This is a genomic window from Actinacidiphila epipremni (assembly GCF_012034175.1).
In the GTDB taxonomy this organism is placed as follows: Bacteria; Actinomycetota; Actinomycetes; order Streptomycetales; family Streptomycetaceae; genus Actinacidiphila; species Actinacidiphila epipremni.
The window spans coordinates 644,063-669,163 of record NZ_JAATEJ010000001.1; the positions used below are offsets into that span (position 1 = coordinate 644,063).

The window sequence follows — 25,101 nt, forward strand, 5'->3', positions numbered from 1 at the left end:
ACGGCCCGCGGGGAGGGTAGTTGCGGCGCGGCGGCCTGCGGGGCGCGGCATATTGCGCCGGGAAAGCGGGGCGTGCGCATCAGGCGCGCCGTCGCTTGCGGCCACTGAGCAGGATGCCCGCGCCGGCGCTCGCGACGAAGACGGCGCCGACGATGATCCAGGTCGTGGAGCTGGAGGAGGCGTCGCCCTTGTCGCTGTCGGCCTTGGTCATCGCGCCGGTGGGGCGCTTGGTGGGGGCCGGGCCGAGGGCGATGAGCTGGGCGACCGGGTCGGCGCCGCCGGCGAGGGTGCGACCGCCCTGGACGGCGTCGGCGGCGAAGATCAGCTGGGCGAGCGCGGCCGGGTTGCCCTTGGCCCAGGCGCCGGCGTTCGCGGCGAGCCAGGTGTAGGCGGCCTTGGCGTCGGCGGGGCGCAGGACGGCCAGGGCCGCGGCGGCGTCCGCGGTGGTGCCGTAGTCCGGGGTCGGGGTGTCGGAGCCGGGCGTCACCGCGTCCAAGTGCCCGCCGCCCGCGCGCAGTTGGGCCGCCAGCCAGTCCGCGGCGGCGAAGGCGGCGGCGTGCGGGTCGAGCGTGTCGTACGCCTTGGGGTCCGCGGTGCAGTCCGCGGCCTTCGGCGTGGGCGGCGCGGACTCGGTCTCGGTGTACGTGGTGAGGTTCGCGGCGGCCATGCCGCTCAGCGCGTCGGCGGTGGCCTTCGCGTTGGGCGCCAGCTTGCCGTCGGTGCCGGGGTAGCCGAAGGCGCCGCGGTCGGCGGCCTTGGCGGCGCAGCCGAACTGGAAGGCGCGCAGGGCCTCGTACGGCGACCTGCCCTTCGCGCCGGCCTTCATGGCCGCGTCCTCGCCGAGCGCGCCGAGCGCGATCGCGGTGGAGTCGGGGTCGGAGGGCCCGCCGGGGTTGTACGACCAGCCGCCGTCCGCGTTCTGCACTGTGCGCAGCCACGCCTGCCCGCGGTCCAGCGCCTGCCTGCTCGCGCCGCCGGGACTCATCGCCCGGAGCGTGTCGACCGCCTCGCCGGTGGCGTTGGTGTCCTCGGTCTTCGGGTCGCACGGCTTGGCGGTGTCCGGGCGGTAGGAGGGCCAGCCGCCGTCGGCGCACTGCTGCGCGAGCAGCCATCCGACGGCGGAGGTGGAGGCGAAGTAGCCGGACCTGTTCACCGCGCGTATCGCGTACGACTGCCGCCACACGCCGTCGTACGTCGGGTCGCCCGCGCCGTAGAGGTCCGCGCGGGTGGGCGCCGGGGCCGCCGCGGCGGTGCCGGTGGCCGTACCCGTGGCGGTGGGCGCGGGGTCCGCGGACGCCGCCTGCGCCGGCCCGCCCAGTGCCGTGAGGGCGGCGAGCGTCGAGGCGGCGGTCGCCAGCAGGGCGGCACGGCGGCGCAGAGGCATGGGGCGGGGCCTTTCCGGGGTCGGGGGTCCGTTCACCCTAACCTGCGCCCCGCGGCCCTCCGGCGCGGGCTCCAGGAGGCCGTACGCGGCCCCTGCGCCGCCCGCTCAGGACCCGGCGGCCCCGCGTTTGATCGCGTGCAGGAAGCGGGCCAGCGCCGACGGTGTGGTGGACAGCACGACGCCGGGCTCGTCGCTCTCCCGTATCAGCACCGCACCCCCCTTCGCGACCGCTAGCTCCACGCAGTCGCCCTCTTCGCCCGAGTACGTGGACTTCTGCCAGCTCAGCGTCTGCGCGGTCATCGGCTGCCTTCGGGGGTCAGAGGCCGGGTGGGGGAGGACGGGTCCTCCCGGCCGGGGGTCAGAGGTCTCGGGAGGCGCTGAGGATGAAGTCCCGCGACTGGGACTCGTCGAGCGCGCCGGCGGCCAGCCGCTCGAAGTGGGTGCGGTACTTGAGCAGATGGGGCGCGGCGTGCAGAAAGGTGACGCCGTGCGCGGTGTCGATCTGCACCGTGTCGAGCGCCTGCACCGCGCCGAAGGTGTAGAGGCTCGCGTGCCCGGTGCCGATGTAGCCGCTCCCGGCGAACGGCACGATCCGCACGCTTATGTGCGGCAGGTGGCTCAGCTCCATCAGATGGTCCAGTTGCGCGCGGGTGATCTTCGTGCCGCCGAACCGCATGCGCAGCGCCGCCTCGTGGATCACCGCCTCGTAGGGCGGCGCGGAGTCGCGGTAGAGCACACCGGTGCGCTCCATGCGGTGCGCGACCCGCGCCTCCAACTCGGCGGTCGGCAGCGGCGGGATCACGTAGCCGAAGACGGTGCGGGTGTAGTCCTCGGTCTGGAACACCCCGGGGATGTGGGTGATCTGGATCGTGCGCAGGCCCGTGGCGTAGTACTCCAGCTCCGCGATGTCCAGCATCGCCGCCGGCACCACCCCGCGGTAGGCCTCCCACCAGCCCTTGCGGCCGAGGCCGTTGGCCATCGCCACGAGCGCGTCGATGAGCGCGCCGTCCCCGCACTGGTAGAAGGACGCCAGCCGCCGCAGCCGCTCCTCGCTGACACCGAGCCGCCCGGCCTCGATATGGCTGACCTTCGCCGGGTCGGTGCCGAGCAGACGGGCGGTGTCGCGGGCGGTGATTCCTGCTGCCTCGCGCATCTTCCGTAGCTCCGCACCGAGGCGCTCCTGACGGGCGGTTGCGGTGCTTCTGAGCGGCATGGTGTCCCTTCTTGACGCTGGTTCGAGTGTGCCGTTCCGCTCACGCCGGGTCCAGATCGTTTCTGGAAATTTCGGCGACAACGTTGCAGAGGGGCAGTATTGCCCCATAAAGACCCGCGGCGTGTGCGTACGTGAACAGTCAACTCCCCTATGGCGCACGGTAGTTGACGGGGGATGGGTTACTCCGGGTCCACTGCCGGACCGACGCCGTCAGGCGCTTGACCAGCGTGACGGGGGAGGCGCCGGGGACGGCTGAACATCAACCGGACGGCGTCCGCCCGGCATGTCACGCGGTTGACGCACGGGGCTCGCGGGGCCTGATTTCCGGGCGCGGGCGGTGCCGGCCGGGCCCAGGGCCGAGCGATGCCGGCCGGGGCGTGCGCCGAGCCTGGTGGTGCCACCACCGGTAAAACCGGCACTCTTCACGGCCGGCGCCCGCGCGCCGAGGGTGGAGGGGAGCCCACCGACCACCCGAAAGGCAGCACTCGTGTCGCACTCTGCCACCCCGCCCGCCCGGTCCGTGCTGGTCACCGGCGCCACCGGCGGCCTCGGCCGCGCCGTCGCCCGGCGGCTCGCCGCCGAGGGCTGGACGGTCCACGCGGCCCACCGCGCCCCCGCCGACGCCGCCCGCCTGGCCCAACTCCCCGGCGACGTACGCCCGGTGGCCCTCGACGTCACCGACGAGGCGAGTGTGCGATCCGCAGTCGCACACCTGGGCACCGCCCGGCTCGACGGCCTCGTCAACAGCGCGGGCCTGATCGTCCAGGGCTTCTGGGAGCAGGTGCCCGGCGACGCGCTGCGCCGCCAGTTCGACGTCAACGTCCTCGGCCTGATGGCCGTCACCCGCGCGGCACTTCCCGCGCTGCGGGCCGGCGGCGGGCGGGTGGTCAACATCGGCGCCCTCAGCTCGCTCGTCGCGCTGCCCTTCTTCGGCCCGATCGCCGCGTCCAAGGCCGCGCTGGCCTCGCTGAGCGACTCGCTGCGCATCGAGCTGCGCCACCAGGGCGTGAAGGTCGCCCTCGTCGAGCCCGGCGCGATGCGCACCGAGATCTTCGCGCGCGCCGTCCGCTCCGGGCAGGCCGACGGGCTCGCCGGCGGACCGGAGGTCGGCAGGCACTACGCCCGCGCCCTGGAGAGCGCCGCGGCGGCCGTTGCGGCGACCGAACTGCACCCGGTCGACGCGGCCGTCGACGCCGTCCACCACGCCCTCACCGCCCGCCGCCCGCGCACCCGCTACCTCGTCGGCCCCGACGCCCGCACGGTCCGTATCGCCCGCCGCCTGCCCACCGGCGTGCGCGACCGCGCGCTGCTGTCCGCCCTCAAGCTCACGCCGGCCTCCTTCGGCGGCTGAGCGGGCACGTCCGCCGCCCCGCCCGCGCCGCCCCACCTGCGCCTGCCCGCCCCTGCCCGCGCCCGTACGCCGGCGGCGCCCGGCGCCGGCCGCGCATTCCGCCCGCCGGACCCGTGCGTTCCGCACGGCCATGAGGTGACAACGGTTACTTCTCGGCCGGCCCGCCGCTGTGGAAATCTTTTGTCCGTCACCGCCACAAGGGGGATCGATGGACAATCGCTACGAGGTTTTCTGCCTCGCGGACCGGTATTTCTACGAAAGCCTCGACCGGCTTCCGCTGGCGCAGTCCACCGATTCCGTTTCGGCGCCGGGGGAGCGTACGGGCGGTGCCGGGGGCGAGCCGGCGGGGGAATGTACGGGGGAGCGGGCGGGCGAGCCGGCCGCGGCGCCGCCGCTGGTGGCCGCCTTCGAGACCGCCGAGCGCGACGTGCCCGACGGCTGGCGGCAGATCCGCTTCGGCGACTGGCTCAGCCTCGACCCGCTCGCCACCGTGGAGGGCGGCTCCGGCGGGGCGGGCCACCCGGCGCAGGGCTGGAAGATCCATGTCTCCGCCGGCCTCGGCAACGCCGACAAGGTCGCCGCGAAGGTGTGGGACTACTGCGTGCCGCGCGGCATTCCGTTTAAATTCGTGCCGAGCCCGCAGCTGCTCCACCTGCGCAATTCCAAATACGCCGGCCGCGACACCAGCGGGAAATTCGTCACCGTCTACCCGGACGGCGAGCAGCAGCTGCGCACGATCCTCGAAGAACTCGGCGAACTCCTCGACGGCGAACCCGGCCCGTACATCCTCACCGACCTGCGCTGGCGCGAAGGCCCGCTCTATGTGCGCTACGGCGCCTTCGCCAAACGCTTCTGCGTCGGCGAGCACGGCACCCTCGTGCCGGCCGTCGAGGACGGCGAGGGGCGGCTCGTGCCCGACAGCCGCGCGCCCGCCTTCCACGTCCCCGCGTGGGTGACGCTGCCGGACTTCCTGCGCCCGCACCTGGAGGCGCGCAACGCCACCACCGTCGGCGACCTGCCGTACCGCATCGAGTCGGCGCTGCACTTCTCCAACGGCGGCGGCGTCTACGTCGGCACCGACACCCGCAGCGGCGAGAAGGTCGTCCTCAAGGAGGGCCGCCCGCACGCCGGGCTCGCCTCCGACGGCGCGGACGCCGTCACCCGGCTGGAGCGCGAACGCGACATGCTGCGCGCGCTGTCCGGGCTCGGCGTCGCGCCCGAGGTCCGCGACTGGTTCACCCTCGGCGACCACCGGTTCCTGGTCATGGAGTTCCTGGAGGGCAAGCCGCTCAACAGCTTCTTCGGCCACCGCCACCCGCTGCTCACCCCCGACCCGGACCCGGCCGACGTCGCCGACTACACCGGCTGGGCGCTGCGCGTCCACGCGAACGTCGAGCGCGCGGTCGCCGCGGTGCACGGGCGCGGCGTCGTCTTCAACGACCTGCACATGTACAACATCATGGTCGGCCCGGACGGCGAGTCCGTACGGCTGCTGGACTTCGAGGCCGCGACCACCACCGGCGACAACCTCCGCCAGTCCGTCGCCCACCCCGGCTTCATGGCCCCGCCCGACCGCCGCGGCACCTCCGTCGACCACTACGCCCTCGCCTGCCTGCGGCTGGCCCTCTTCCTGCCGGTGACGACGCTGCTCGCGATCGACCGCACGAAGGCGGCGCACCTCGCGGAGGTCATCGCCGGGCAATTCCCGCTGCCCCAGGGCTTCTTGGACGAGGCCGTCCGCGAGATCACCCGGGGGATGCCGCCCGCGCCCGCGGCCGGCGTACCGGAACCGCACCCAACGCCCTTACGCACGGCCGGCGTTGCCGCGGTACCGGTAACGCGCCCTGCATCCGCGCCGGTCGGGACCGCGGGACGGTACCTGCCCGCCGCGACCACCGACTGGGCCGGGGCGCGCGACGCCATGGTCGAGGCGATCCTGGCGTCCGCGACGCCCGGGCGCGGGGACCGGCTCTTCCCCGGCGACATCGCCCAGTTCTCCGACGGCGGCGGCCTCGGCATCGCGCACGGCGCCGCCGGCGTCCTGCTCGCCCTCGCCGACAGCGGCCTGCCGCCGTACCCCGAAGGCGAGCAGTGGCTGCTGGACCACACCGCCCCGCCGCCCGGCGGCACCCCGCTGGGACTGTACGACGGCGTCGCCGGCATCGCGTACGCCCTGGACCGGCTCGGCCACACCGAGCGCGCCCTCGACCTCGTACGCGGCCTGCTCGCCGAGAAGTGGCAGCAGTTGGCGCCCGACCTGTCCGGCGGGCTCGCCGGCATCGGCCTGGTCCTGGACCACCTCGCCCGCAGCACCGGCGAGAGCGAGCTGCGCGACCGCGCCCTGGAGGCCGCCGGCATCGTCGCCGCCCGGCTCGGCGGCGGCACCACCCGCGCCGGCCTCATGCACGGCGCCACCGGCGCGGCCCTGCTCTTCGTGCGGCTGTACGAGCACACCGGCGCGCCCGCCCTGCTCACCCACGCCGCCCGCGCCCTGCGCCTGGACCTCGACCGCTGCGTGCACACCGCCGCGGGCGGCCTCGACGTGGACGAGGGCTGGCGCACCATGCCGTACGTCGGCGACGGCAGCGCCGGGATCGGCCTGGTCCTCGACGACTTCCTGCCGCTCGCCCGCGCGGCCCGCGCCGCCGGGACCCTCGAAGCCGGCGCTTTCGACGCGGAGTCGGACGCCCGCTTCGAGCAGGCCCGCACCGACATCGTCCGCGCGGCCACCTTGCGGCTGTACGCCCAGCCCGGCCTCTTCGCCGGCCGGGCCGGCATGATCCTGCACCTGGCGCGCACCCGTACCGCGGTGCCCGCCGGCGCGCTCGCCGAACAGGTCGACGCGCTCGGCTGGTACGGCATGCCCTACCGCGGCGGGCTCGCCTTCCCCGGCAACCAGATGATGCGGCTGTCCATGGACTACGGCACCGGCACCGCCGGCTGCCTGCTCGCCCTGGGCGCGGCCATCGGCGGCACCGCCGCCGGGTTGCCCTTCCTGCCGCCGCTCACCGGCGGCTCCTGAACCGGGCCCGGCCACCCGGCCGGGACCGCGCACCACCACACCCATCCGAAAGGAACGGTCATGGCCCTTCTCGACCTGCAGAACATGGAGCCCGAGAACAACCACGGCGCCGGCGCCCCCGCGAGCTCCCTGAGCCTGCTGGGCTGCATCAGCTCCGTGAGCTTCCTGATCTGCCTCTAAGCACCTCCCGGCCCCGGGCGGCGGCCCCAACCGCCGCCCGGGGCCACCTGCGTCGCACCCCGCGCATCCCGCCGGGCGCCGCCCGTCGCGGCCCCGACACCTGGCCTCCGTCGCCCGGCCCCGCCGCGCGCCACCCGGCACCTGCGCACTCCGGTGCGACCGCGGTCCGCCGCACGGCATGGGGCATGCGGCGGACCGTACGACGCGTGGGCTACGCGGGCCGCGTGGGCTGCGTTGGCCGCGCGGGCCGCGCGGCTTCCGGCGCCAGGGGGGCGCCTGTCCCGGGACGGCCGGGGGTCCCGCCCAGGCGGTTCGGGAGCCGGCGTCGCCGGCCCGCCGTACCGGCTCAACCACCGCACCGGAGAGGGGACTTGCCATGGCCGTCATCGCGGACGCGGCCCGGCGCGACGCCGGGCGGGTGGTCGCGCTGGGGGTGCTCGGCCTCGGGTCCGCGGGGCTCGCGCTGGTGCTGCCCGCGGCGCTCGGGCATGCGCTCGACCTGCTGCTGCGCGGCGAGCCCGCGGGGCGCTGGACGGCGCTGTGCGCGCTCATCGTGGGGGTCCAGGCCGCCACCGCCGCCGTCGAGGACCTGCTCACCGGCGTCACCACCGCCCGCGCCACCGCGCACATCCGCCGTACCGCCGTACGGCACATGCTCGCCGCCGGGCCGCGCGCGGCGCACCGCGGCACCGGCGACCTCGTCACGCGGCTGGTCGGCAACGCCTCCGACGCCGCCGGCACCCCCGCCTCCGCCGCGTCGCTGCCGGCCGCGCTCGCCGCGCCCGTGGGCGGCATCGTCGCGCTCGGCCTCACCGACCCCTGGCTCGCCGTCGTCTTCCTCGCCGGCGCGCCCCTACTCACCCTGCTCGTACGGCACTTCGCCCGCGCCTCCGCCGACTGCGTCACCGGCTACCAGCATGTCCAGGGCCGGATCGCCACGCTGCTCGTCGAGGCGCTGGGCGGCGCCCGTACCATCGCCGCGGCCGGCACGAAGGAGCGCGAGGCCGCGCGGGTGCTCGGGCCGCTGCCCGAACTCGCCGCGCACGGGCGGACGATGTGGCACGTGCAGGGCCGGGCGACCGCGCAGGCCGCGGTGCTCGTCCCGCTGCTCCAGGTCGCCGTGCTCGCCGTCGGCGGTATCCGCCTCGCCCAGGGCGCGCTGAGCCCCGGCGACCTGCTCGCCGCCGGGCGCTATGTGCTGCTCGCCACCGGAATCGGCGTCGTCGTCGGCCAGTTGGGAGCGGTGGTACGCGGGCGGGCCGCGGCCGGACGGGTCGCCGACGTGCTCGCCGAGCCCGTACCGGCGTACGGGCAGCGGCAGTTGCCGCCGGACGGTCCCGGCACCCTCGAACTGCGCGGCGTCACCGCGGTCCGCGGCGGCGAGACCGTGCTGGACGGGCTCGACCTGACGGTGCCCGGCGGCAGTTGCGTCGCCGTCGTCGGCCGTTCGGGCGCCGGCAAGTCCGTACTGGCCGCGCTCGCCGGGCGGTTGGCCGACCCGGACGCCGGCACCGTCCTGCTCGACGGCTGCCCGCTGCCCGACCTCACCGAGACGGGATTGCGCGACGCGGTCGGCTACGCCTTCGAGCGCCCCGTCCTGCTCGGTGACACGATCGAGGACACGATCACCTTCGGCCCCCGCCCCCTGCCACCGCGGGCCGCCGAAGAGGCCGCCCGCGCCGCGGAGGCCGACGGCTTCGTCCGGCTCCTCCCGGCCGGTTACGCGACCGCGCGCGACCGCGCCCCCTTCTCCGGCGGCGAGGTCCAACGCCTCGGCCTGGCAAGGGCGTTCGCCCACCCCGGCCGCCTCCTCGTCCTCGACGACGCAACGTCCAGCCTCGACACCGTCACCGAACTCCGCGTCGCCCAGGCCCTCTTCCGCGACCACCCGCACCGCACCCGCCTGCTCACCACCCACCGCGCCTCCACCGCCGCCCGCGCCGACACCGTCGCCTGGCTCGACTCCGGCCACCTCCGCGCCCTGGCCCCCCACGCAACCCTCTGGCCCGACCCGGAATACCGGGCACTCTTCGGAGGTGAGGATGCGTAAGTTCTCTTCCCGGAAAGGCGCCCTCGGCGCCACGCGACGACCAGGTGCGGCGGCCGGCCACCAGGTCGATGCGGTACCCCGGTTGGGCCCCGCGGGTGCCGTCGAGGAGCCGTCCGTAGAGGGCAAGGCGGCTTCCCGGCCGCGTCGTGCCGATGCCCCCGCGGCAAGCGCGTCGCGCCCGCTGCGGCTGCGTGACGCCCTGCGCGGGCAGGCCCGCGTCGTCGGGGTGCTGCTCGCGTGGTCGGTGCTGGAGGCCGGGCAGACGTTTCTGCTCGGGTACGCCCTCGCGCGGGCGATGGACGACGGGTTCCTGCGGGGGCGGCAGGGCACCGGCCTGTGGTGGCTCGGGCTCGCCGCGGTGGGGGTGCCGGTCGGGGCGTACGGGACCGGGCGGGTCTTCCGGGGGGTCGCCGCGCTCGTGGAGCCGCTGCGGGACCGGCTGGTGCGGCGGGTGGTGCGGCGCGGGCTCGGCGACGCCGTGCGCGGCGGGGGGAGCGGGGCCGCCCGGCCGGCGGACTCCGCGGTGGTGTCCCGGCTCACGCACCAGGTCGAGATCGCCCGCGACGCCTTCGGCGGCCTCGTCATGGTGCTGCGCTCCTTCGTCTTCACCGCGGCCGGCGCGCTCGCCGGCATGATCGCGCTCGCGCCCGTCCTGCTGCTCGTCGTGCTGCCGCCGCTCGCCGCCGGCGTCGGCCTCTTCGTCGCCGCCCTGCGCCCGCTCGCCCGCCGCCAGGACCGCTTCCTGAGCGCGGACGAGGCCGTCGCCGAGGAGTGCGGGGAACTCGCTGCCGGGCTGCGCGACATCACCGCGTGCGGCGCGCGCGAGCCCATGGCGGCCAGGGCCGACGTCCGCATCGAGGCCGCGCAGCGCGCCGCCCGCTCACTGGCCCGCTTCGGCGTCGTCCGCACCGCCGCCCTCGCGATCGGCGGCCAACTGCCCCTGGTCCTGCTGCTGCTCACCGCGCCCTGGCTGCTGTCCTCGCACCGCGTCACACCCGGCGCGCTGCTCGGCGCCTTCGCCTACCTCACGCAATCCCTCCAGCCCGCCCTGCAGAACCTCCTGCACACCCTGGGCGCCGCCGGCACCCGCCTCGGCGTCATCCTCGCCCGCCTCACCGCCCCCGAGCCGCCTGAGGCCCCTGAGCTTCCTGAGCCGCCCGCGCCGCCCGCCGTCACCGCCACGGAGCCCGGCCTCGCCCTCCAGCTGCGCCGCCTCACCTTCGCGTACGGCCCCGGCGCCGAGCCGGTCCTGCGCGACCTGGACCTCGGCGTCGCGCAGGGCGAGCACCTGGCCGTCGTCGGGCCCAGCGGCACCGGCAAGTCGACGCTCGCCGGCCTGGTCGCCGGGCTGCTGCGGCCCGCCGCGGGGGAGGTGCGGCGTAACGGCGAGGTCGTGCTCGTACCCCAGGAGGCGTACGTCTTCCGGGGGACGGTCGCGGAGAACGTCGGCTATCTGCGCCCCGAGGCCGGGCCGGACGACGTGCTCGCCGCCGTGGCCGCGGTGGGCGCCGACGCGCTGGTCGCCGCGCTCGGCGGGCCCGAGGGCGCGGTGGACCCCGCGGAGCTGTCCGCGGGCGAGCGGCAGCTGCTCGCGCTGGCCCGCACCTATGCCGCCCGCGGCCGTATCGTCGTCCTGGACGAGGCGACCTGCCATCTGGACGCCGCCGCCGAGGCCCGCGCCGAGCGGGCGTTCGCGGCCCGCCCGGCGACCACTCTGCTGGTCGTCGCGCACCGCATCAGCTCCGCGCGGCGCGCCGACCGTACGCTCGTCCTCGACGGCCCGCGCACCGTGTGCGCCCCGCACGACACGCTGCTGGCGGCCTCACCGCTCTACCGCGACCTCACCGCCGCCTGGTCGCCTGCCCCGGCCGGCTGAGCCGCCCCCGAAGCCCTCCGGACGCCCTCCGAAGCCCCCCAGATGCCCCCGGGCGCCCCGGGGAGCTCACACCCACCCGGCGAAGCGCGAGATGCGGATCGCGTCCACCCGGTTGCGCGCCCCGGTCTTGCGGGTGATCGCCGCCAGGTAATTGCGCACGGTCCCGTTGCACAGGTGCAGGCTGCGGGCGATCTCGGTCACCGACGCGCCCTCCGCGCTGAGCGACAGCACGCTCAGCTCGCGCGGCGTCAGCGGCATGTCCGCCGCCTGGAGGAATTCGACGGCCAGCGACTCGTCGACGAAGCGTTTCCCCTCCGCGACCGCCCGTATGGCCGCGGGCAGCCGGTCGGCGGAGCGGTCCTTGTTGACGAAGCCGAGGACGTCCGCCTCGTACGCGCGCCGCAGGCTGCCCGGCTTGCCGCTGCTGGTCAGCACGATGACCCCGCACTCCTGGTGCACCATCTGCGCCGCGGCGGCCCCGGCACCGGATCCGCCGGGACCCGCCGCCCGGTCGGTGTGCCGGCGCCAGCCGGGGCAGTCCGCGTCCACCACGCACACATGCGGCCGGCCGGTACATCGGCCGGCCTCGCCCACCTGGTGCCACCCCGCGTCGGTCACGTCGAAGTCCGGTTCCTTGACCAGCAGCGCGGCGATCGCGGATCGCAGCAGGCTGGTGTCGTGGGCCACCAGTACGCGTATCAACTCGGCTTTCCCCTTGGCTCGTCGGACCGGAAGAGACCGGTCCATTCCTACCCTGGCGAGTTGTCCCGGAGGGCCCGGATTCCCGTCATTCGGGGGTAGATCGGGGGTGAACGGATGCTCTGGAGGGGCGCACGTGACAACGCCGCGCGCGCCACCCGTGTGGGTGACGTACGGCCTGACGTACGGCCTGACGTACGGCCTGACGTACGGCCTGATGTTCGGCCTGATGTTCGGCCCGACGTACGGCCCTGCGGGAGTCCCGCCTCCAGGCGGCGCCCACCGCCTCCTGCGACTATGGCGCCTCCGCCGGCACGAGCCGGCAGACCGTACGGATGTCCGCCTGCACCTGTGCGACCGGCGCACGGTCCGCCAGCCACCCCACCAGCGCCGCGTGCCAGGTGTGCTCCACCACCCGGATGGCCGAAAGGCACTCCGGCGACGGGTCGGCGCCCAGCCGCATCGCGTCCAGGATGATCGCCCGGGTCAGCACGGACACCGTGTCGACCTCCTCGCGCACCGACCGGTCGGCGAAGATCACCGCCCGCACCATCGCCTCGGCCAGCAGCGGCTCGCGCTGCAGCGCCCGGAAGGCCCGCAGCAGCGTCTCGGCGACCCGCTCGCCGGGCGTCGCGGCGGTCGGCGGCCGGTGCAGCAGCGTGCCGTGCAGCCGCCCCAGCTGGTCCTGCATGACCGCGACCAGCAGATGGATCTTGGACGGGAAGTAGCGGTAGAGCGTGCCGAGCGCGACCCCGGACTCCTCGGCGACCTCCCGCATCTGGACCGCGTCAAAACCGCCGCCGGCCGCGAGCCGGATGCTGGCCTCCAGGATGCGCCGCCGTCTGGCCTCCTGCCGTACGGTCAAGGCGGTGGTGCTGCGGTCCATGGCTGCGTCCGTCCGTCACGCGCGGGGCCGGTGGCAAGCCGCCGGGACCCGCGCCGGGGGCCGTCCGCTTGCCGGGCGATCCGGCTTCTGTACCATCGAGTCTGAAACTTGTTCTAGATTAGCGCGACCGGTTACGCTCCGGCTCAATGCTTGCGAAGGGGGCCGGAGTGACGGCAGAGGCCAGACCGCTGCGGGTCGCGCTGCTGAGCTACAAGGGCAATCCCTACTGCGGCGGCCAGGGCGTGTACGTCCGGCACCTGTCCCGCGAGCTGGCCGCGCTCGGCCACCGCGTCGAGGTCATCGCCGCGCAGCCCTACCCGGTCCTGGACGCCCTCGGCGAGGGCGTGACCCTCACCGAACTGCCGAGCCTGGACCTCTACCGCCAGCCGGACCCGTTCCGTACGCCCAGGCGCGGCGAGTACCGCGACTGGATCGACGCGCTGGAGGTCGCCACCATGTGGACCGGCGGCTTCCCCGAGCCGCTGACCTTCAGCCTGCGCGCCCGCCGCCATCTGGCCGCCCGCCGCGCCGACTTCGACGTCGTGCACGACAACCAGACGCTCGGCTACGGGTTGTTGGACCTGGGCATGCCGCTGGTCACCACCGTGCACCACCCCATCACCGTCGACCGCCGCCTGGACCTGGCCGCCGCCCCCACCTGGCGGCGCCGCGCCTCGATCCGCCGCTGGTACGGCTTCACGCGCATGCAGAAGCGGGTCGCCCGCCGGCTGCCGTCCGTGCTCACCGTCTCCGGCTCCTCCAGCGCCGAGATCAGCGCCGACCTCGGCGTGCCGCCCGCGCGCATCCACACCGTGCCGATCGGCGCCGACACCCGGCTGTTCAGCCCCGACCCGGCGGTGCCCGAGGTGCCCGGCCGGATCGTCACGACCTCCAGCGCCGACGTGCCGCTCAAGGGCCTGGTCTTCCTCGTCGAAGCGCTCGCCAAGGTGCGCGTGCAGCACCCCGAGGCGCATCTGGTCGTCGTCGGCAAGCGCCCCGACGGCGGCCCGGTCGCCGACGCCGTCGAGAGCTTCGGGCTCCAGGAGGCGGTGAAGTTCGTCAAGGGCATCAGCGACGCCGAACTCGTCGACCTGATCCGCAGCGCCCAGGTCGCCTGCGTCCCGTCCCTCTACGAGGGCTTCTCGCTGCCCGCCGCCGAGGCCATGGCGACCGGCACCGCGCTGGTCGCCACGACCGGCGGCGCCGTCCCCGAGGTCGCCGGGCCCGACGGCGAGACGTGCCTGGCCGTACCGCCGGGCGACGCCGGGGCGCTCGCCGCGGCCCTGGACCGCGCCCTCACCGACCCCGGGCTGCGCCGCCGGCTGGCCGCCGCCGGCCGCGCCCGGGTGCTGGCGCACTTCACCTGGACCCGCGCGGCCGTCCGCACCGCCGAGCTCTACCACGAGGCGATCGCGACGCAGGGTGCCAAGTCCCCGGTGGGCGAGCGCGGTTCGGACGCCGGCCGGCGCGGGCGGCCCACCGCCGGCGGGCCGGCCGGCCACGACAGCAACACCCCCTTCGGTGCGGAACCGGAGCGGGCCGCCGCACACGGGAGCCGCACATGCTGACCGTCGACTTCACCCGCTTCCCCGTCGCCGAAGGCGACCGCGTCCTCGACCTCGGATGCGGCGGCGGCCGGCACGCCTTCGAGTGCTACCGGCGCGGCGCCCGCGTCGTCGCCCTCGACCGCAACGGCGAGGAGATCCGCGAGGTCGCCCGCTGGTTCGCGGCGATGAAGGAGGCCGGCGAGGCCCCGGCGGGCGCCACCGCCACCGCCATGGAGGGCGACGCCCTCCAACTCCCCTTCCCCGACGCCAGCTTCGACGTCGTCATCATCTCCGAGGTGATGGAGCACATCCCCGACGACAAGGGCGTGCTCGCCGAGATGGTGCGGGTGCTGCGCCCTGGCGGCCGTCTCGCGGTGACCGTGCCGCGCTACGGCCCGGAAAAGGTCTGCTGGGCCCTGTCCGACGCCTACCACGAGGTCGAGGGCGGCCACATCCGCATCTACAAGGCCCACCAACTCCTGGAGCGGATACGGGAAGCGGGCCTGCGCCCGTACGGCACCCACCACGCGCACGGGCTGCACGCGCCGTACTGGTGGATCAAGTGCGCGGTCGGCGTGGACAACGACAAGGCCCTGCCGGTGAAGCTGTACCACAAGCTGCTGGTGTGGGACATCATGAAGAAACCGCTGGCCACCAGGGTCGCCGAGCAGGCGCTCAACCCGCTGATCGGCAAGAGCTTCGTGGCCTACGCCACCAAGCCGCACCTGCCGGCGGACGCGCTCGACGACGTCCTCGACGAGGCGCTCGGCGACGCCCCGGGCGGCGCGGACTCCGCGGACGCCCTCACGTGACCCGGGCCGGGCGGCAGCGCGGCACGGAGCGGCTGGTCCTGCCCGGCGTGCTGAGCGCCGCGCAGGCCGAGCGGACCGTGGACGCGCTGCTTGCGGTGCAGCGGCCGGACGGCGCCATCCCGTGGTTCCCCGGCCACCACCTCGACCCGTGGGACCACATCGAGGTCGCCATGGCGCTGGACGCGGCCGGCGAACACGATGCCGCGGAGGCCGCGTACGGCTGGCTCGTGACCCACCAGCAGCCGGACGGCGGGTGGTTCGCCGCCTACCAGGACGGCGATCCGGCCCGGCCCACCGACCGCGGCCGGGAGTCCAACTTCTGCGCCTACATCGCCGTCGGCGCCTGGCACCACTACCTGTCCACCGGCGACGACGCGTTCGTCGACCGCATCTGGCCCTCGGTGTCGGCCGCCGTGGAGTTCGTGCTGGCGCTCCAGCAGCCCGGCGGGCAGATCGGCTGGAAGCGCGAGGCCGACGCGGACGGCGGCGCGGCCGTCACCGACGCGCTGCTGACCGGGAGTTCATCGGTGCACCAGGCGCTGCGCTGCGCGCTGGCCATCGCCGAGCACCTCGAAGAGCCGCAGCCGGACTGGGAGTTGGCGACCGGTGCGCTCGGCCACGCGATCCGCCGGCACCCCGAGCGCTTCCTGGACAAGTCCCGCTACTCGATGGACTGGTACTACCCGGTGCTGTCCGGCACCCTGCGCGGGCCGCGCGCCCTGGCCAGGATCGAGGAGGGCTGGTCGCGCTTCGTCGTGCCCGGCCTCGGGGTGCGCTGCGTGCTGCCCAACCCGTGGGTCACCGGCGGCGAGAGCGCCGAACTGGCCCTGGCGCTGTGGGCGATGGGGGAGTCGGACCGCGCGGTGCGCATCCTCGCCGACATCCAGCACCTGCGCCACGACGACGGGCTGTACTGGACCGGCTACGTCTTCGACGACCAGGCGTACTGGCCGGTGGAGCGCACCACATGGACCGCCGGCGCCATGCTGTTGGCGGTGGCCGCACTCGGGGGGGACGAGGCGACCACCGCCGTCTTCGGGGCGGAACGACTGCCGAACGGCCTTGCGCCCGGCTGCTGTCCGCCCCGGCTCTGAAGGGGCACCGGGCGTCAGGCCCGGTTGACCCGGCCGGAGATCGCGTGGGCGATCAGCAGGTAGACCACCGCGGGCAGGCCGTAGTTGAGCACGGTGCGCCACTTGGCGTTGTCCACGGTGAAGAGGTCCTTCGACCAGCCCGCCAGCCAGTTGGCCGCATGGTGAACCCAGTCGACCAGGTCGTTCGCCCGGTTGGCGTCGAAGACGAAGAACAGGATCCACAGGATCAGGATCAGTGCAGCGATGTCTGCGGCGAGCAGGATGATCGCCGCGGCGGGGTTGCCGCCGTAACGTCTGGCCATGACCGCCGCCTTGCCCCGATCGGCCGGTTGAAACCCGCCACCCGCACACCCGCACACCCGCACGGCCCGGGTCCCGGGTCCCGGCGCCCGGCAGGACCGGGCCGTACACGCACGGCGGCCGGCCGCCCCGGATCGGGGTGACCGGCCGTCGTGCGGTTTTCAGACCCGCGTCAGCAGATGTGGTGCGCTGGTGGAGCTATGTGTGCAGATACGGTTCAGCCGCGCTGGATGCCGCTGCTGTCCTGCAGCACACCGCGCCGCCCGTCCTGGGTCTGCGCGATCAGCGAGGCACCCCGCTGGTCGACGGCCAGGTACCAGGTGCCCGGGGTCAGTTCGGCGATCTGCGCGCCCGAGCCGTCCTCCGCGTACAGCGGGCGCGGCACCGGCACGGCGAACCAGAAGGCGCTGAAGTCCGAGGCCGGCGCGGCCGGCTGCGCCGCCTGCGGGGCCGCGGCCTGGGCGCCGTACGGCTGCTGCTGGCCGAAGGCCGGGTCGACGGACTGCGCGCCGCCCGGGTAGCCGTAACCGGCCTGCTGCGGGGCCGGGCCGCCGTAGGGCGCGCCGCCCACCGCGTACGGCTGCGGGGCCGGCGAAGGGGCGCCCGCCAGCGGGGCCTTGAGCGCCGGCAGCCGGCTCGACAGCGGCGCGACGACCGCGATGGCCAGCCCGAAGACCAGCGTCAGCCACAGGCCCGCGCCCTTGTCCAGGCCGCCGGAGTCCGCGAACAGCGTGGCCCACACGGCCGTCCAGCCGCTGAAGACGGCCAGCGCCACCGCCCACTGGTCGAACGTGAGGCCCAGGATCTGCTTGCCGGTGAACTGCGGGGAGCGCGCGGCCAGTATCGCGGCGGCGGCTGCGATCGCGGTCAGCGTCACCGACGGCAGGATCGGGAAGAACTGCGAGTGCCACAAGTTCCTGGACGCGGACCCGAATTCGGACTTGTAACTGTAGAACGGCAAGAAGGAAGCGATCAGCAGCAGCACCGCTGCTCCGATCACCGCGCCGTCTCCTCGGGTCAGGGAGCGGATGTTCACGTCAGGTCCTGTCCTTTGTCGGTACTGCTTCTGTCAGGTCGTGATCTGGTCGTACGTCCGTCAACCGGAGCGGTGCCCCATGGTACGAGGACGATCTTGGCCGGAGGGCCGGGCATGGTCATTGGTGCACGATCCATACCGGACTGCTACAGCCCTGTCACCTCTTGCCTTCCAGGAAGGAGGTGAGCCCGTCGGCGATCCCGACGGCGGCCTTCTGCCGCCACGCGGGATCGGTCATCTCGGCGGCGTCGTGCGCGTTGCGCATGTTGCCGCATTCGATGAAGACCTTGGGCACGGTCGTGAGATTGAGCCCGCCGAGGTCGTCGCGGATCGTCAGACCCTTCCCACCGAGGTAGTTTGCCAGCGGTTCGCCGGTCGCCGCCTGGAAATGCGCGCGCAAAGTGGTGGCAAGGAGCAGGGAAGGCGCCGCGACGGCGCGGGTGTCCGCCGCGCCCTTGTGCACCGACTTCGGTGCGATCACATGGAAGCCGAAGCGGTCGGCGGGTGCGCCGTCCGCATGGATGGACAGGGCCGCGTCCGCATGCGCGGCGTTGCCTATGCGGGCCCTTTCGTCCACGCACGGACCCCACGGCCGGTCCCCGTCGTACGTCAGGATCACCTTCGCGCCGCGCGCCTCCAGCAGCGCCCGCGCCCGGTGGGCCACGTCCAGCGTGTAGGCCGCCTCCGGATAACCGGCGTTGGTGGCCGTGCCGGTGGTGTCGCACGCCTTGCGGTTGGTGCCGATGTCCACGAGCTTGTCGATCTCGGCGGTGTGCTTGGCGTTGCCCAGGTTGTGGCCGGGGTCGATCACGATGGTCCGGCCGGTCAGCTCCTTGCGGGGCGCGGCCGATGTCGCGTCGGGCAGGGCCGGCGCGGTGGTCGCGCCGTCACCGTGCGCCACCGGGGAGCCCGTCGTACGGCCGGCGTCCGCGGTCGCGGAGGCCCCGGCGGAGGGGCCGTGCGCCCCCGCGGGACCTGCGTCGTCGCCGCGCTGCGCGTCGTACACGAACCAGCCCCCGGTCAGTGCCGCCGCCACCACGATCGCCGTGATGACCAGCGGTCTGCCCCGAGCGCCCCCGCGTGACTCGTTGCTGAACACGCCCGCGACTCTATCGGCCCCGCTCGCCGCCTCGCACCGCCCCTGTCGAAAGCGCCCCCGGGCGCCGCCGCGCACTACCGTACGGCGCCGCCCGTCACTCTGCGCAGCAGCCGCAGCGAGCCGGTGCCGGGCTCCTCGGCGAAGACGCCCGACTCCAGGGCGCGGCGGTAGATCCGGTACGGCGCCTGGCCGCCGTCGGCGGGGTCGGGGAAGACGTCGTGGACGGCCAGCAGGCCGCCCTCGGCGACATGCGGGGCCCAGCCCTCGTAGTCGGCGCCGGCGTGCTCGTCGGTGTGGCCGCCGTCGACGAAGACCAGGGCGAACGGCCGCCCCCACAGCGCCGCGACCTGCGGCGAGCGCCCCACGATCGCGACGACGTGCTCCTCCAGGCCCGCGTCGTACAGGGCGCGGCGGAAGTGCGGGAGGGTGTCCATGCGGCCGGTGTGCTCGTCGACCAGGTCCGTATCGTGGTACTCCCAGCCCGGCTGCTGCTCCTCACTGCCGCGGTGGTGGTCCACGGTCACCGCGACCGTGCCCGCCTGCCGGGCGGCGTCGGCGAGCAGGATCGTGGAGCGCCCGCAGTAGCTGCCGATCTCCAGCACCGGCAGCCGCAGCTCCCGCGCGGCGCCGCGGGCCGCCTCGTAGAGCGCCAGGCCCTCGTCCGCGGGCATGAACCCCTTGGCGGCCTCGAACGCCGCGAGCACGTCGGTCATCCCCGTATCGTACGAAGCCGCTGGTGGCTGGGGCCCCGCGGGACCGGGCGATACGGTCGCGGGCTGACGCCGTACGGGTGAGGCGTGCGGTGGGCGGCGTACGACGGGGGCGGGCGGGGCGTAGGGCGCACGCGGTACGGGCCGGCGGGCGGGTCGGTCCCGGGTTGTGGTCCCGGGCCTGAGGAAGTAGGCCCGAAAGCCGATGCGCCGCGCCGGGGCGGGAGGGGACGATGGTGCCCATGAGCGAAATCCTCGGACAGCGCACCACCTCGACATCCGACTGCAAGCCGCGCCGGGCCGCGCCGGCCTGGGCGGTGCTGCTCGCGGTGTGTGCCGGGCAGTTCCTCGTCGTCCTCGACGTGTCGGTGGTCAACGTGGCGCTGCCGTCCATGCGCAGCGCCCTCGGCCTCGGCGAGAGCGCCCAGCAGTGGGTGGTCAACGGCTACGCGCTCACCTTCGCCGGCTTCCTGCTGCTCGGCGGGCGGGCCGCCGACCTCTTCGGCCGCAAGCGGATATTCGTCGCGGGGCTGGGCCTGTTCACGGCGGCGAGCCTGGCCGGCGGGCTCGCGCAGAACCCGACGATGCTGATCACCGCGCGGGCGGTGCAGGGCCTGGGCTCGGCGATCCTCGCGCCCACCACGCTGTCCATCCTCACCACCTCCTTCCCCGAGGGCCCCGAGCGGACCCGGGCGATCGCGACCTGGTCGGCGGTCGGCGCGGGCGGCGGCGCGGCCGGCAGCCTCGTCGGCGGCACCCTGACCGATCTGCTGTCCTGGCGCTGGGTGCTGCTGGTCAACGTGCCGGTGGGCGCGGTGGTGCTGGTCGCGGCGGCGCTGTTCCTGACCGAGGGCCGCGGCACGACCGTGCGGCGCCTCGACATCCCCGGCGCGATCCTCGTCACCGGCGGCGTGGCCGCGCTGGCGTACGGCATCGCCGAGACCGAGACGCACGGGTGGTCCTCGCCGCACTCGCTGGTGCCGCTGGTCGGCGGTGTGCTGATCCTCGCGCTCTTCACGGCGGTCGAGGCGCGCGCCGCCCAACCGCTCGTGCCGTTGCGGCTGTTCACGGTGCGGTCGGTGGCGTCGGCGAACACGGTGCTCTTCGCGTCGGGCGCGGCGACCTTCGCCGTCTGGTATTTCCTGTCCCTCTACATGCAGCAGGTGCTGCACTACAGCCCGATCAAGGCGGGGCTGTCCTTCCTGCCGCACACCATCGCGATCGTGGCCGGCTCCAAGCTCGCGCCACGGCTGATGAGCCGGCTCGACTCGCGGCTGATCGTCGCGTGCGGCGGCGCGATATCCGCGGTGGGGCTGGTGTGGCAGAGCCGGGTCAGCGCGGACGGCACGTTCCTCGGCATCATCCTCGGGCCCGGCATCCTGGCGATGTTCGGCGCGGGCCTGATGATGACGCCGGTCGCCGCGGCGGCGATGTCCGGCGTGGGCCGGGCGGAACAGGGCCTGGTGTCCGGCCTGCTCAACACCTCCCGGCAACTCGGCGGCGCGCTGGGCCTGACGATCCTCGCCACGACCGCGGCCTCCCGCATCACCGCGCGCACGCAGGCCGGCGCCTCCACGGCCTCGGCCCTGTCCTCCGGCTACGGCCTGGCGTTCCTGGTCAGCGCGGCGTTCCTCGCGGCGGCGGCATGCCTGGCGATGCTCCTGCCGAAGCCGCAGCCGCACGAGGTCTGAGCGGGCGGCTGCGCCGGGCTTGCGGGGGTGCGGTGGCGCCCCGGCGCCGGGCGCGGGCTGTAGCGCTGCCGGGTGCCGGGTGGGCCTGGCGTCGGGCCCGCGGGCCCGGAGGGCGTGGTGGGGGTCAGAGCCAGCCGTTCTGGCGGGCGGTGCGGACGGCCTCCATGCGGTTGCGGGTGCCGGTCTTGCCGATCGCGGCGGAGAGGTAGTTCCGTACGGTCGACTCGGACAGGAAGAGCTTGCCGGCGATGTCGGCGACGGTGGCGCCGTCCGCCGCCGCGTTCAGCACGTCCCGTTCACGCGGGGTGAGCGGGCTCGGGCCCGCGCTGAGCGCGGCGGCGGCCAGGGCGGGGTCGATGACGCGCTCCCCGCGCAGCACCCGGCGGATCGCCCCGGCCAGCTCCTCCACGGGCCCGTCCTTGACGAGGAAGCCGGCCGCGCCCGCCTCCATCGCCCGCCGCAGATAGCCGGGCCGCCCGAAGGTCGTGAGGATCAGCACCTGGCAGCCCGGCAGCTTCTGCCGCAACTCGGCGGCTGCGTCCAGCCCACTGCGCCCGGGCAGCTCGATGTCCAGCAGGGCCACATCCGGCCGCGCGGCCAGCGCCTCCGCGACGATCCGGTCGCCCGCGGACACCTGGGCGACGACCTCCATGTCGTCCTCCAGGTCCAGCAGCAGCGCGAGCGCCCCGCGCATCATCCCCTGATCCTCGGCGAGCAGTACCCTCACGGCCTTGGGTGCGTCCTCAGTCACCCCGCCAGAGTACGATCCGACTCCGCCGGACCGTCCGCCGAGATCCACTCCGGGCGAGGCCGTACAGCTCTTGCGGCGTGCGCGGCCGGCTTATGGGCCGGGGCCGGTGGGGGTGGCGGCGTCCGGCGCTGGCTCATGCGCCGGGGGCCGGTACGGGGTGGGCGTCATCGTCCAGCCACACCTGCCGTGCGCCGGTGGCGTCCGCCGTGAGGCCGAAGCGGCTTACCGGCGGGGTGCCCTGCGCTTGCCACCAGGACAGGGCTCGCGTGACCTCGTCCCACAGTCGGCGGGTGCCGGACTGGCGGACGAGGGCCCGTGTCGCCCCGGGGCGGAATTCGGCGGAGGCCCAGGCGCGCGAGCCCGGGCGCATGTCGAAGAACCAGAGGGTGGCGCCGGCGCCGGCGGTGTTGAGCACATGCGCGCAGTCCGGTACGAGCAGGCCGAGGACGAAGGCGGTGCCGCCCATCCGCCGCCGCCCCTCGCCGAGTTCGGTGAGGCTCACGGCGGTCTCGGAGGTGTCGGCGTCGCCGGGGTAGGGCCCGACGTGTGCGCGGAAGCGCCCCCAGTCCAGCCGCTGGGCCCGCAGCTTCATGAACTCCACCGGCCGCAGGAAGGGCCCGCTCGCGGTGCCGTCGCCGCGGACGGTGAGGCGTACGAGGGCGTCACCGTTGCCGTAGTGCGTCCCCCACGGCGCGAGCACCACCCCGCCGGGCCGGGTCTGCTCCAGCCACGCCGCCGGCAGCGCCCGTACGCCCGCGGTTGCGATCAGCCGGTCGTACGGCGCCCCGGCGGCCCAGCCGTCCCGCCCGTCCCCGCACACCACCTCGGCCCGCAGCCCCGCCCGTACCAGCGCGGCCCGCGCCCGTACGGCGACGGCCTCGTCCACCTCGACGGTGACGACACCGCCGCTGCCGCCCAGCCGCGCGGCGAGCAGCCCGGCGTTCCAGCCCGTCCCGGTCCCGACCTCCAGCACGCGCATCCCGGGCCGTACGTCGAGGTCCCGCAGCATGCCGGCGACGACGGACGGCATGCTCGCGGAACTCGTCGGCACATGCCCGGGGCCGGGCCCTTCATGCGCTCCGTCGTCCCACTGCGTGGTGACCGGCACATCCGCGTACGCGGCCCGCTCCCACGCGTCCCCGTCCACCCGCCGGTCCACGACCCGGCTCGCGCCGGACCCCATGTCGTACGGCCATATGACGTCGGGCAGGAACGCCCCCCGAGGCACGGCCTCGAAGACCTCGACCCACTCCGCCGCCAACGCCCCGCCCTCCCGCAGCAACCGCGTGAGCTCACCCCGCGGCCCGCCCGTACTCACTTCCGGTGCTTCCCGTCTCCCTCGGGAGCGTCCCCGTCCGGTGACGGCGGCTCCTTCGGGGGCGTCCAGGGCTGGCCGGGCAGGGGGTCGTCGTCACCCTGGGTGTTCCGCTGCGACATGCGCCGCCTCCTCTCCGTTCCCTCCGATGATGCCGAACTCCGCGCCGGCATATGCCAATTGCCTACGCTTCCCACTCCCACGTGTGACGCCCCGGGTGCGCCGCGAACAGCGAGCAGCCGCCGACGTCGCCGGGCCCGAGGGCAGGGCAATCCGGCAGGACGCAAATGGCCCGGGCCCGGGTCTCGCCCTCCTCCCAGCGGGCCCATACCGCCCCGGCGTCGGGGCCGTCGAGGTGGTCGTAGGCGAGGGCGACGTGCCCGCCGAGGTGCCGGGCCTCCAGGTAACACAGAAGCGTCGCCGCGACGAGGTCCGGCGCGATGCGCGCGCCGAGCGCGAGCACCTGGCTCGTCAGCCCGGGCCCGAGGCGTACGGAGGCGTGGCAATAGGGGGCGGATTCCTCGACCTCCCCGCCGATGTGCGCCCACACGACCTTGCCGGGCTGGCCCTCCCGGGTGGCCACGCCCCACGCGTGCCGCGTGACGGCGTCCACGATCTGCAGCCCCCGCCCCCGCACCTGCTCCTCCCCGGCCTTCCCCAGCGCCGGCAGGCGATACGCGTCGCCGTCCCACACCTCCAGCCGCACACCACCGCGTCCGCGGCGGAGCAGGCGCGTCCCGACCGGCCCACCCGCCGCATGCTCCACGGCATTCGTGAGCAGCTCCGCCAGCACGACCTCCGCCTCATCCCCGAGCCCACCCAGCCCCCACCCCACGAGCACCGCCCGCAGGGCGTGCCTTGCCTGTGGCACGGAGGCCGGCGCGGCCGGCCAGAGCTGCACCACAGGTGCCGGGGAAACCAGCGGTGCCGCAGTGCTCGCAGGTGCCATGGGGCTTGCCCTTCCCTCTGTTCCGGCCCCGGGGCCGGAGCGGTACCTCTAGGTTGGGACCTGTCTACGGTCAGTGACAGAGGTGCCGCGTATTCAGAAGTGACCGAATACGCCGGAGGGGACGGTGCGCGATGGGCTCGGCAAATGGCGACGGCCAGGGGTATATGGCGGTCCGGGCGGACGGTCTGCTGTCCTGGCTGCGCTACTTCGGGGAGGAGTTGCGCCTGGCGCGGGAGGCGTGCGGGATGTCCGTACGGCAACTCGCCGCGCACACCTCGTATTCGTACCAGCAGCTCGCCAACGTCGAGACCGGGCGGCGTACACCGTCCGAGTCGTTCGCCGGCGAGGTCGACGCCGCTTTGGGCGCGGACGGGCGGTTCACGCGCCTGCTGCAACGGGTGCTGGCGGAAGCGCTGCCGGACTGGTTCGAGGGCTTCGTGCGGGAGGAGTCGCGGGCAACCCGCGTGCGGACGTACCAATGCCAGGTCGTGCACGGCCTGTTGCAGACCGAGGAGTACGCGCGCGCCCTGATCCGCGCCGGGTTGCCGAGGGCGTCCCCGGAGCAGGTCGAGGAGCTGGTCGCCCGGCGGATCGCCCGGCGGGCGATCTTCGAGCGGCCGGAGCCGCCCCACCTGTGGGTCGTCCTGGACGAGGCCGCGCTGCACCGGGCGGTGGGCGGCCCCGCGGTGATGGCCGGGCAGCTCAGGCAGCTGCTCAAGGACGCGGAGAACCCGCACGTGATCATCCAGGTCCTGCCGTTCTCCGCGGGCGCGCACGCGGCGACCAACGGCTCCTTCGTCCTCTGGTCCTACCGCGACCGCCCCGACACGATGTACATGGAGGGGATGTACGGCGACCGCGTCGTCCAGCAGCGGGCGAGCCTGGAGGACGTCCGGCTGCGCTACGAGCACCTCCAGGCGGTCGCCCTGCCGCAGGCGCAGTCGGCGGACATGATCCGCGGCGCACTGGAGCGCTTCACCGCGGCCCCGGCGCCAGAGGCCCCGGCGTAAGCGGCCCCCGTGCAAGCGCCCCCGGCGTAACGGATCGCGGGGCCGTTCGGCGTGCCGGAGGGTGGGGACGGGGTACGGGCGGCCCACGATGGGGAAAGCTCTCATTTCCCGTCGAACGAGGAGAAA

At 74.7% G+C, this 25,101-nt stretch carries 22 protein-coding genes; 10 read left to right on the top strand and 12 right to left on the bottom strand.

The window, feature by feature from the left end; translation table 11 throughout:
* Positions 1 to 79 precede the first annotated feature (79 nt).
* From HCN08_RS02740 to HCN08_RS02750, 3 genes are all read right to left on the bottom strand, one after another.
* A complete protein-coding gene (locus HCN08_RS02740) occupies positions 80 to 1,384 on the bottom strand; it encodes a prenyltransferase/squalene oxidase repeat-containing protein (protein WP_167981165.1) in 1,305 nt (434 codons plus the stop codon).
* A 105-nt stretch (positions 1,385 to 1,489) separates the two neighbouring features.
* A complete protein-coding gene (locus tag HCN08_RS02745; RefSeq protein WP_167981166.1) occupies positions 1,490 to 1,684 on the bottom strand; it encodes a DUF397 domain-containing protein in 195 nt (64 codons plus the stop codon).
* A 58-nt stretch (positions 1,685 to 1,742) separates the two neighbouring features.
* Positions 1,743 to 2,597 carry a helix-turn-helix domain-containing protein gene (locus HCN08_RS02750; protein ID WP_167981167.1) on the bottom strand — a complete coding sequence of 285 codons (855 nt, stop codon included), beginning with the start codon at positions 2,595 to 2,597 and terminating at the stop codon, positions 1,743 to 1,745.
* A gap of 487 nt (positions 2,598 to 3,084) precedes the next feature.
* On the opposite strand from HCN08_RS02750, the gene HCN08_RS02755 reads away from it, so the two are divergent.
* From HCN08_RS02755 to HCN08_RS02775, 5 genes are all read left to right on the top strand, one after another.
* Positions 3,085 to 3,948, top strand: coding sequence for an SDR family NAD(P)-dependent oxidoreductase (locus HCN08_RS02755; RefSeq protein ID WP_167981168.1), 864 nt, complete (start codon positions 3,085 to 3,087; stop codon positions 3,946 to 3,948).
* Positions 3,949 to 4,156: 208 nt separating this feature from the next.
* On the top strand, positions 4,157 to 6,970 hold the full coding sequence (gene lanKC / locus HCN08_RS02760) for a class III lanthionine synthetase LanKC (RefSeq protein WP_167981169.1): 2,814 nt from the start codon (positions 4,157 to 4,159) through the stop codon (positions 6,968 to 6,970).
* Between the two features lie 60 nt (positions 6,971 to 7,030).
* A complete protein-coding gene (locus HCN08_RS02765) occupies positions 7,031 to 7,150 on the top strand; it encodes a SapB/AmfS family lanthipeptide (protein ID WP_167981170.1) in 120 nt (39 codons plus the stop codon).
* A gap of 376 nt (positions 7,151 to 7,526) precedes the next feature.
* Positions 7,527 to 9,200 carry an ABC transporter ATP-binding protein gene (locus tag HCN08_RS02770; protein WP_167981171.1) on the top strand — a complete coding sequence of 558 codons (1,674 nt, stop codon included), beginning with the start codon at positions 7,527 to 7,529 and terminating at the stop codon, positions 9,198 to 9,200.
* Positions 9,201 to 9,282: 82 nt separating this feature from the next.
* A complete protein-coding gene (locus tag HCN08_RS02775; protein WP_240969666.1) occupies positions 9,283 to 11,076 on the top strand; it encodes an ATP-binding cassette domain-containing protein in 1,794 nt (597 codons plus the stop codon).
* Between the two features lie 66 nt (positions 11,077 to 11,142).
* On the opposite strand, the gene HCN08_RS35005 is transcribed toward HCN08_RS02775, so the two are convergent.
* Positions 11,143 to 11,778: a response regulator transcription factor gene (locus HCN08_RS35005; protein WP_167981173.1), complete on the bottom strand. Its 636-nt coding sequence runs from the start codon at positions 11,776 to 11,778 to the stop codon at positions 11,143 to 11,145.
* Between the two features lie 292 nt (positions 11,779 to 12,070).
* Positions 12,071 to 12,661, bottom strand: coding sequence for a TetR family transcriptional regulator (locus HCN08_RS02785; protein WP_167981174.1), 591 nt, complete (start codon positions 12,659 to 12,661; stop codon positions 12,071 to 12,073).
* A 167-nt stretch (positions 12,662 to 12,828) separates the two neighbouring features.
* On the opposite strand from HCN08_RS02785, the gene HCN08_RS02790 reads away from it, so the two are divergent.
* The 3 genes from HCN08_RS02790 to HCN08_RS02800 are packed head-to-tail and all read left to right on the top strand — an operon-like array spanning position 12,829 to position 16,114.
* Entirely contained in the window at positions 12,829 to 14,229 is a 1,401-nt protein-coding gene (locus tag HCN08_RS02790) for a glycosyltransferase family 4 protein (protein WP_322974185.1), read from the top strand.
* Positions 14,223 to 15,020 (top strand): class I SAM-dependent methyltransferase, encoded by a 798-nt coding sequence (locus HCN08_RS02795; protein ID WP_240969667.1) that lies wholly within the window; start codon positions 14,223 to 14,225, stop codon positions 15,018 to 15,020. The genes HCN08_RS02790 and HCN08_RS02795 overlap by 7 nt, the downstream gene beginning before the upstream one ends.
* Positions 15,017 to 16,114, top strand: a complete 1,098-nt coding sequence (locus HCN08_RS02800) for a prenyltransferase/squalene oxidase repeat-containing protein (RefSeq protein WP_167981176.1) — start codon at positions 15,017 to 15,019, stop codon at positions 16,112 to 16,114. The genes HCN08_RS02795 and HCN08_RS02800 overlap by 4 nt, the downstream gene beginning before the upstream one ends.
* Positions 16,115 to 16,128: 14 nt before the next feature.
* Here HCN08_RS02800 and HCN08_RS02805 read toward each other — a convergent pair whose 3' ends face one another.
* The 4 genes from HCN08_RS02805 to HCN08_RS02820 all read right to left on the bottom strand — a co-directional run bounded on the left by HCN08_RS02805 (position 16,129) and on the right by HCN08_RS02820 (position 19,262).
* A complete protein-coding gene (locus HCN08_RS02805; protein WP_167981177.1) occupies positions 16,129 to 16,416 on the bottom strand; it encodes a hypothetical protein in 288 nt (95 codons plus the stop codon).
* A gap of 215 nt (positions 16,417 to 16,631) precedes the next feature.
* Entirely contained in the window at positions 16,632 to 17,450 is an 819-nt protein-coding gene (locus HCN08_RS02810; protein WP_167981178.1) for a hypothetical protein, read from the bottom strand.
* A 157-nt stretch (positions 17,451 to 17,607) separates the two neighbouring features.
* A complete protein-coding gene (locus HCN08_RS02815; RefSeq protein WP_322974186.1) occupies positions 17,608 to 18,549 on the bottom strand; it encodes an N-acetylmuramoyl-L-alanine amidase in 942 nt (313 codons plus the stop codon).
* Between the two features lie 74 nt (positions 18,550 to 18,623).
* Positions 18,624 to 19,262: a class I SAM-dependent methyltransferase gene (locus HCN08_RS02820; RefSeq protein WP_167981179.1), complete on the bottom strand. Its 639-nt coding sequence runs from the start codon at positions 19,260 to 19,262 to the stop codon at positions 18,624 to 18,626.
* A 230-nt stretch (positions 19,263 to 19,492) separates the two neighbouring features.
* Here HCN08_RS02820 and HCN08_RS02825 point away from each other — a divergent pair, with 230 nt between their 5' ends.
* Positions 19,493 to 20,950 (top strand): MFS transporter, encoded by a 1,458-nt coding sequence (locus HCN08_RS02825; protein ID WP_167981180.1) that lies wholly within the window; start codon positions 19,493 to 19,495, stop codon positions 20,948 to 20,950.
* Positions 20,951 to 21,074: 124 nt separating this feature from the next.
* Here the strand turns inward: HCN08_RS02825 and HCN08_RS02830 are convergent, their stop codons facing one another.
* From HCN08_RS02830 to HCN08_RS34675, 3 genes are all read right to left on the bottom strand, one after another.
* A complete protein-coding gene (locus HCN08_RS02830) occupies positions 21,075 to 21,701 on the bottom strand; it encodes a response regulator (RefSeq protein ID WP_167981181.1) in 627 nt (208 codons plus the stop codon).
* Positions 21,702 to 21,834: 133 nt separating this feature from the next.
* Complete coding sequence (locus HCN08_RS02835; RefSeq protein WP_240969669.1) at positions 21,835 to 22,962, bottom strand: methyltransferase domain-containing protein; 1,128 nt, start codon at positions 22,960 to 22,962, stop codon at positions 21,835 to 21,837.
* A gap of 238 nt (positions 22,963 to 23,200) precedes the next feature.
* On the bottom strand, positions 23,201 to 23,965 hold the full coding sequence (locus tag HCN08_RS34675; protein WP_240969670.1) for an ATP-binding protein: 765 nt from the start codon (positions 23,963 to 23,965) through the stop codon (positions 23,201 to 23,203).
* Positions 23,966 to 24,129: 164 nt separating this feature from the next.
* Between HCN08_RS34675 and HCN08_RS02845 the strand changes: the two genes are divergently transcribed.
* On the top strand, positions 24,130 to 24,975 hold the full coding sequence (locus HCN08_RS02845; protein WP_167981183.1) for a helix-turn-helix domain-containing protein: 846 nt from the start codon (positions 24,130 to 24,132) through the stop codon (positions 24,973 to 24,975).
* Positions 24,976 to 25,101: the final 126 nt, after the last annotated feature.